General features: G+C 69.0%; 8 protein-coding genes and 2 pseudogenes. 7 read left to right on the forward strand and 3 right to left on the reverse strand.

Features of this window, described 5'->3' with window-relative positions; genetic code table 11:
* Nucleotides 1–376: 376 nt before the first annotated feature.
* A pseudogene (locus tag IF09_RS41425) lies at nt 377–583 on the forward strand (MBL fold metallo-hydrolase); the annotation flags it as partial.
* A 233-nt stretch (nt 584–816) separates the two neighbouring features.
* Here the strand turns inward: IF09_RS41425 and IF09_RS48180 are convergent.
* Both IF09_RS48180 and IF09_RS0139300 read right to left on the reverse strand, forming a co-directional pair.
* Nucleotides 817–939 (reverse strand): hypothetical protein, encoded by a 123-nt coding sequence (locus tag IF09_RS48180; protein ID WP_267882211.1) that lies wholly within the window; start codon nt 937–939, stop codon nt 817–819.
* Between the two features lie 127 nt (nt 940–1066).
* Entirely contained in the window at nt 1067–1606 is a 540-nt protein-coding gene (locus tag IF09_RS0139300; RefSeq protein WP_051833673.1) for a hypothetical protein, read from the reverse strand.
* Between the two features lie 580 nt (nt 1607–2186).
* Between IF09_RS0139300 and IF09_RS0139310 the strand changes: the two genes are divergently transcribed.
* Nucleotides 2187–2852, forward strand: a complete 666-nt coding sequence (locus IF09_RS0139310) for a hypothetical protein (RefSeq protein WP_234321341.1) — start codon at nt 2187–2189, stop codon at nt 2850–2852.
* Here the strand turns inward: IF09_RS0139310 and IF09_RS0139315 are convergent.
* On the reverse strand, nt 2825–3364 hold the full coding sequence (locus IF09_RS0139315) for a GNAT family N-acetyltransferase (protein ID WP_030304321.1): 540 nt from the start codon (nt 3362–3364) through the stop codon (nt 2825–2827). The genes IF09_RS0139310 and IF09_RS0139315 overlap by 28 nt on opposite strands.
* Before the next feature lie 105 nt (nt 3365–3469).
* Between IF09_RS0139315 and IF09_RS44280 the strand changes: the two are divergent.
* The 5 genes and pseudogenes from IF09_RS44280 to IF09_RS0139340 form a co-directional block, all read left to right on the forward strand.
* Nucleotides 3470–3761, forward strand: a pseudogene (locus IF09_RS44280) (alpha/beta hydrolase); the annotation flags it as partial.
* A 211-nt stretch (nt 3762–3972) separates the two neighbouring features.
* Nucleotides 3973–4467 carry a polyprenyl synthetase family protein gene (locus IF09_RS0139325; RefSeq protein ID WP_234321342.1) on the forward strand — a complete coding sequence of 165 codons (495 nt, stop codon included), beginning with the start codon at nt 3973–3975 and terminating at the stop codon, nt 4465–4467.
* A gap of 661 nt (nt 4468–5128) precedes the next feature.
* Complete coding sequence (locus IF09_RS0139330; RefSeq protein WP_234321343.1) at nt 5129–5710, forward strand: CAP domain-containing protein; 582 nt, start codon at nt 5129–5131, stop codon at nt 5708–5710.
* A 184-nt stretch (nt 5711–5894) separates the two neighbouring features.
* The gene (locus IF09_RS0139335) at nt 5895–6167 is read left to right on the forward strand and encodes an SH3 domain-containing protein (protein ID WP_030304324.1); all 273 of its coding nucleotides are present in this window, start codon (nt 5895–5897) and stop codon (nt 6165–6167) included.
* 334 nt (nt 6168–6501) lie between these two features.
* Nucleotides 6502–6750, forward strand: a 249-nt coding sequence (locus IF09_RS0139340) for a helix-turn-helix domain-containing protein (protein ID WP_234321344.1), incomplete at its 3' end; no start/stop codon positions are given.

Raw genomic sequence — 6750 nt, forward strand, 5'->3', positions numbered from 1 at the left:
CCCCGTTCGATGTCACACAGGATTTCGAACGCTGTGCTTGTGATGCGGGGCGCCGACTTGCCGCAGCTATGGTCGGGCGCAGTCCGCGTCGATAGGGCGCGCGCGGGCGAGGCCCGGTGCTGACCAGAGCGCTCTGGCGGTAACAGTACCGGGCCGCCCCCACACCAGTCCGGGCCGCTTCCGTGCTCGGCCTGAGTCCGGCTGCGGCGGGAAACCTGCTGGCCCGGTGCGGCGGCTGGAGTCCCTATCGCTGACCCGTCCGGCGAGCCTCAGGGTCACGGCAGGTGGCGGGCGGGTGCGAAGCCGGGGGAGGTCATCTACCGGCCCGCCGCCAACGCCTTCGTCCTGGGGCGCGACCTGTCGCAGGCCGACCCCGGACATCACACTGCTGGCGGGCACGGACTCGGGCGTGGTGGCCTTCGCGGGCGACCTGTGGTGGCACGCCAACGGTCCCGCGGACGACCCCGTAGCCCCGGACCGCGAGGTACTGCGCGCCTCCCGGCTGCGGGTGCTGGCCGCGGCGGACCTGATCGTGCCCGGCCACGGCGGCCCGTTCGAGGCCGATGACACCACTCCGCGCTGACCGTTCCGTCCCTTTGGGATCGTCGTCGAATACGAGCAAGTGATGAGAGACGTTATTCGGCATCAACCGCCTCGGGAACTGGCACGGCCCGGGTGAAGTCGGCTCGGGGAGCCCTGCTGTTGTCTGCGCCAGTGGGTTTTCCCGAGCCGTCTCCCGAACCGGGCGTGCCTCTCCAGGCACCGGGCTCTCCACAAGTCCCGTTGTGATCAATCAGGTTCTCGTGCCGCAGCCGGTCACGGTCTTGGACGGGAGTACGCGTACCAGCCCCGCAGTGCCGAGTCCAGCCGGTGCAGCAGGCCGGTCAGCGACAGCCCGACGTTCTGTCCACCGGTCAGCTCCTTCACCTGGGCCGGCACGGAACGCACGATTTCCGTGCCGGGTAGGTGTAGACGTACTGCCGATCCGTGCCCCGCTTCGGGTGGCGCCGACGCGCCACCCGAGAACGTCGAGGCCCTCGTCGATGTGTGTGAGCCGGCCAGAGGATCAGGCCGTCCGGGCCGGTGTGGTCGTCCGGCCGGACCACCACACCGATCCGAGCAGCAGCACGCCGGGTGTGATACCGGCGATCAGCGCGACGAGTGCGGTGGCGGCGCCGCAGAAGGCCAGGACCAGGCCCAGGACGCCGCAGGCCGTCATTCCGCCGCCGAGCGTGCGCAGTTCGGGTCTGCTCCACACGGTCGCGAGCCCGAAGAAGTGCACGCCGACCACCGCGGCGATCCACCCGACCGTCGCCTGCGGGGTGTGCAGCACGCGGTTGATTACGGCTAGCCCGGCGGCGACCGCCACGACCTCCGCCAGCACCACCAACCAGTACCGGCCGCCGAAGCTCGCGCCCCGGGGTTCGTCGGCGGTCTGAACGGCCTGCGTGCGGCGCCGCCCGAAGAGCACCAGCCCGAGGAACGCGGCCACACCGGCCACGCGCAGCGGGACCTGCGCTTGCGTGGGCAGCGCGCCCGCGTTCGCCTCGATGAAGGAGAGCCCGAAACCCAAGCCGATGAGCCGGCCTATTTGATCTTTAGTCATGTCAGCCAGCATCCCAGTCGAACGTAGATTTGGGCCGGTCGGGTCTCTGGCGATCTCTTCGTCGTGAAGGATTCGGCGTCCGCCCCGGGACCACGGCTGACGGGCCTCAGCCGGTAGGCCAGAGGATCGGCTCGTCCAGCGCGTGGCGGCGTGGCCTATCTCGTCGACGGCGGCTCGGATGCGGTGCGCGGTACTTCGGAGTCAGGACGTCTCTGGAGCTTTCCTGGTCGGGAGCCGTCGGAGGGCAGTTGTGCCACATCGCCGCGGGGTCGCGGGGGACGGTTCATGACAGGGTGAAGAGGATCACCGCGGTCGTCAGGTAGGCGGTGGCGGTGAGAGCGACCGGGCGGCGGCGAAGGACCGCGTAGCAGAAACCGTGTTGGGGTAGCACCACGACTGAGGAGGTGGTGGACCATCCGTTGCTGTCCGAACCCGACGCCCAGTCAAGGGCGGTCTTGTGTGTTTCATCGCCGCGTTGATGCCCGCTCCGCGGTCCCAGCAACAGGTCGAGGGTCTCCGGGTAGCCCTCGGCACCGTTTGAGGGCTGACACGTTGTCCCGACCGGCTGAAAACAGGGGGCTTGAGCACATGGGCGATCAACCAGACGCCTTCATGGATCTGCGGCTCGTCGCGGCCCGCGCAGCACTCGCAGCGCCGCCCAGTGGCGGGCCTACTTCGTGTCGACGTGTTGCAGCTGGACGGGGTGGAGCTCCTCGCACGCCCATACCGGAAGCGCAGGGCGCTCCTGGAGGACCTGTTCACCGACCACGCCCTGACGGCCCCGTGGACCCTGTGCCCGATGACCACCGACCCGGCCACGGCGCGGGAGTGGCTGGAGTCCTGGACGGACGTGTCCGGTGTCGAGGGCGTTGTGGCCAAGGGCGTGAACCAGCCCTACCGGCCCTCCGTACGTGGCTGGACCAAGATCCGCCGCCGCGACACCACCGAAGCGATCACCGGCGCCATCACCGGCACCCTCACCCGCCCGCAACTCCTCGTCCTCGACCGCCACGACCCGGCCAGCCGCCTGCGCGCGGTCGGCCGGACGGTACCGCTGCGCCAGGAGCAGGCCCGGCAGGTGGGCGAGCACCTGGCCGCTACCGGCCCGGGGCACCCTTGGGTGGGTGTGCGGTTCGCATCCACTCGTCCGCGGGGCATCAGGTCGGCGAGGTGTCACCCCGCCCCATGCCCACACCCAACGAGCCGGGCACGGAGTAGTCACATGATTGCCAGATCGACTCCGTAAGTCAGGCTGCGGACGTACCAGTCGCATTGGTTGCCATCCGCTTCCGGAACCCGCTTGTCGTAGGTGAAACCTGACCGTCTCGCGACCGCTGCCGACCGGGAGTTATCCGGGTCCACCCGGATAACTCCCTGGGTCGCCCCTTCAGCTGCGGCGTACTGGCAGATCAGGCGGACAGCGCGGGTCACCAGTCCCTGACCGCGCCAAGCAGGGTAGAGACCGTAGGAGATGTTGACCTGTCCAGGCACCAAGCCCGCCATCTCGAACCGCAGGTCTATGTAACCCGCCAGCGTTGACTCGGCAGCCACACGGATCCCGAACGCACGCAACGGTCCACGGGCGGCCCACTGCTCAATGCAGTGGCGGAAGTACACCTCGGTGCCTTCCCGGGTGCCTGACTCCCCACTGAGCCACCGCACCAGCAGCTCGTCCTCGCCTGCCAGGTGCTCATCGGCGTCGTCCAGACGCACAGGAGACAGAGTGACAACGCCATCCGAAAGCTTCACGTCATGCATGCAGCCACCATCGGCCTTGCGGCACCGCACGTTCAAGCAGGTATTTGAGGAGTAGTGCACCGGCGGCGTAGGCCCGGGCGGCAGAAGCCACCAACCCATCACCTACCGCAGGCAGCGGTGCGGGTTGAGTGGACGATGGCCAACCTGCCCTACTTCGTCCGGCGCATCGTGCCGAGTTCATGTCCTACGCCCCGGACATGAACCGACTGGAGGCACTGTCGATCCGGCTCGTGCTCGCCTGCGGCCAGGACTCACGCGGTGAGCTGCCCTACCGTCCGGCCGCCTTCCTGGCCGACCGTCTCAGCACGGAACTCCGGCACTTCCCGGCGGGCACACCGGCCTGACCACGCACCCCGCCGAGTTCGGCGAGCTCCTCCGGGAGGCATTCCGAGCCTGAACCGGAAGCACTCGCCCGGGTTGGCGCCCACCCGACGGTGGTCACTGGACGTCACATTCGCAACTGGCCGTACGTGGGGAGATCGCGGCCGTAGGACGTCGGCGTAGACCCGGGACCGGACACCAGGCTCGCCGGGATCCCAGAGCGAGAGCAGATCGCTCGACCTGGAACGCGGCTTCGTCGTCGCACCGCACGAGGACCCCTCCACTGCGTGGCCGACCACAAGTCCGCCCGCTACTCGATCCTCGCGCCCATGCAGCTCGGACTCCTGGCCGCAGGCGCGCAGCCGGCGCTCTTCGAGACGGAGCTGCGCGACTATGCGCGGCTGGTGGGAATCTGCGGGCAGATGCGCGATGACTACCTGGACCTGTTCGGAGACGCGGCCGCCATGGGCAAGCCGACCGGGACTGACGTTCGCGACGGGAAACACAGCTATACCGTCCGTGCTCTGCTGGCGTCCGTCGACGACGCCGAGCGTCGCGTGATGGAAGCCGCACTTGGTGACCCGTCCTGCACGCCGCAGACCATTGCTGCCGTTCGGGAGATCGGGGAGCGTCGGGGCGTGACAGTCAGGATGCAGGCGGATATGCGCCGCTATGCGCAGCAGGCGTCCGCGGTGGTCGCCGGGTGGCGGTCACAGTGGAGGGAGGAGTCGGTCACCTTCTTCGAGCAGCTGCCGCTGTGGAGTGTTGAGCGAGCCAGGTGACCAGCGCAGGCACCACGGCGTGACGCGCCCGGTGTGCACCTCGCGGATACGAGACCGTTGCCGGGGCTGGCGCCGCCAGCTCCGCCAGGGCCTGGCGCCGGCGTTCGGGGAGGCTGTCGGCCCCGGGGAGGGCGCTGTCCATGCGGGATCCCCGGGACCAGGGGCTTCACCGGATCTCTCCCAGGAGGCTCCGCCCTTCAGGGCGGGGGAGGAATGGGTCCTTGGGACGAACCGAGGAGCGGCGGACTTCTCTGCACATTCGGCGTGACCTGCACTTTCGTTCGTTCTGTGAACGGTGTGGGTGCGCAGCGCTGGGCGGACGGCTGGAAGCCCGGCTCCGGGGCGGTGCGGGGGAGCGGCTCGGGGGTGTCGCGGCCGGGACACCTGGCGGCGGAGCCTGGCGTACGGGTGTCGTCGGCGCGTGTTTGCTCGGAGCACCCCGGTCCTGAATGGCGCGGCGATCCCGTCGCGCGCATCATGGGACAGGCGCGCCAAGGCTGGTCCCCGGGAACGGGGACCTGAGAACAGGCCTCGGGGAGAGATGAGAATCTCCATGAGGATGCGTAATCACAGCACCACGCGCACTCGCACTCGCACTCCGTATGCACGGGCTGTGATGTCGGTGGCGGCGGCGGGTGTTCTGATCGTCCCGCTCGTTCCGATGACCACGGCTGTGGCCGTGGCTCAGCCGTGGCCGCACTGCGCGGATGCGAGCCCCGACTCGTACGACAAACCACCCCCCGCCGACCCGGGCCGCTTCGGGTACGGGGTGCTGCCCGCCATTGAGGGCATCACCTGCCTGATCAACGCGGAGCGCCAAAGGCTGGGGCTCCGGCCACTCTCGCAATCCGCCGAGCTCAGGAACGCGGCGAACAAGCACGTGACCGCCGCCCTGGCTCAGAAGTGGTGGGGCCCAGGCAAGAATCCGCACCAGAACCCGCGGGTCGCCGGTTCGGCCGAACAGCAGATCGCGGCCCGCATCAAGGACGCCGGGTACTGCGCGAACGGCAGGTCGTGGGCCGGCTACGAGATCGCCTACAACGACTGGGACGGAGAGGGCACTCCGCGGGCGGCCGTCAACTGGTGGCTGAACATCAGTAAAGGCGGCCACGCCGAGATCATCCGCGACCCCTCGCTGACCGAGTTCGGCATCGCGCCCAGGGGCGGATCGGCGGACCCGGCCGGGGTTGGGAAGAGCGATGCGGGGACCTACGTGGTCAACCTCGGCCGGTGTGAGAAGTAGCGAGCCGGTGTGAGACGTGGCAGGTTGGCTGAGGGGCGGAACCATCGGAATGACAGCCGGGCTCTTGGTCGTGGAGTGTCCCGCATGCCTCCGGCTCCCCGGCAGGGATCGGCCTTACCGTGCCAGCAACTGGTCCGGATACCGGACGACGTTCCGCCACTCCGGCGTTCCCTTGGAGGTCATGATGCCCAGTCCACCCCAGCCGTTCGGCACCGTTGTCAGCACCATTGGCGTCAACCTGCGGAAGTATCCGAGCACGGACTCGCCCATCATCGGCAACCTGAGCCACGGCGCTGAGGTCGGTCTGGGCAGCAAGGTGCACGCCCAGATCATCGACGGCAACAGCATTTGGTACCTGTTGCGTGACAAGGCCGCGTGGGTCGCCGCCCGGCACGTCGACAACACCGGAGAAGTGCCGCTGTCCAAGGACGTGGAACCGGCTGCCCCGCAGGGCTGACGGAGGTTCGGCCGGCCTCTTCGGGGCCGCCCCCGAAACTGTCCTGGGGGCGGCCCCACGGCTGCCCCCAGGACTGGGCTGTGCTCGGCGGGCGTGGCGGTGACACGTGACCGCCAGCGCAAGACGGCGGCCAGAGAACGGGAGATCGCCTGTCCACCATCGCGGCTCGAAGCAGCCCGCTACCGATAGTTCTCGATCGACTCAGAAGACGTCCGAGGTTCTGGCAGGCGTGGTCTGCCGCGTCGAAACGGGATCACGTAATTCCGGCAGGTGCAGACTCCCCCCCCCGCGTTGTAGGGCATCGCGAATCCTGAACGGGTGCCGGAAGCTGGCCGTGTATCTGGAGCAGGGGCCGACCGCGCACGGCTGGGTCGAGGACCAGGTGTGGACCGCCTCGAGGGTGGCCACGCTGATCGGCCGGAAGTTCCACATCTCCTACAGCGTCTCGGGTGCCACCAGGTTGATGCTCCGGCTCGGGTTCTCCCCGCAGGTGCCCGCGCGGCGGGTGGCCGAACGCGACGAGCAGGCCGTCACCGTGTGGCGGGAGGCGACCTGGGCGGAGGTAAAAGGGCCCGGGCGGCCT

The sequence above is a fragment of the Streptomyces katrae genome, assembly GCF_000717655.1.
In the GTDB taxonomy this organism is placed as follows: Bacteria; Actinomycetota; Actinomycetes; order Streptomycetales; family Streptomycetaceae; genus Streptomyces; species Streptomyces katrae_B.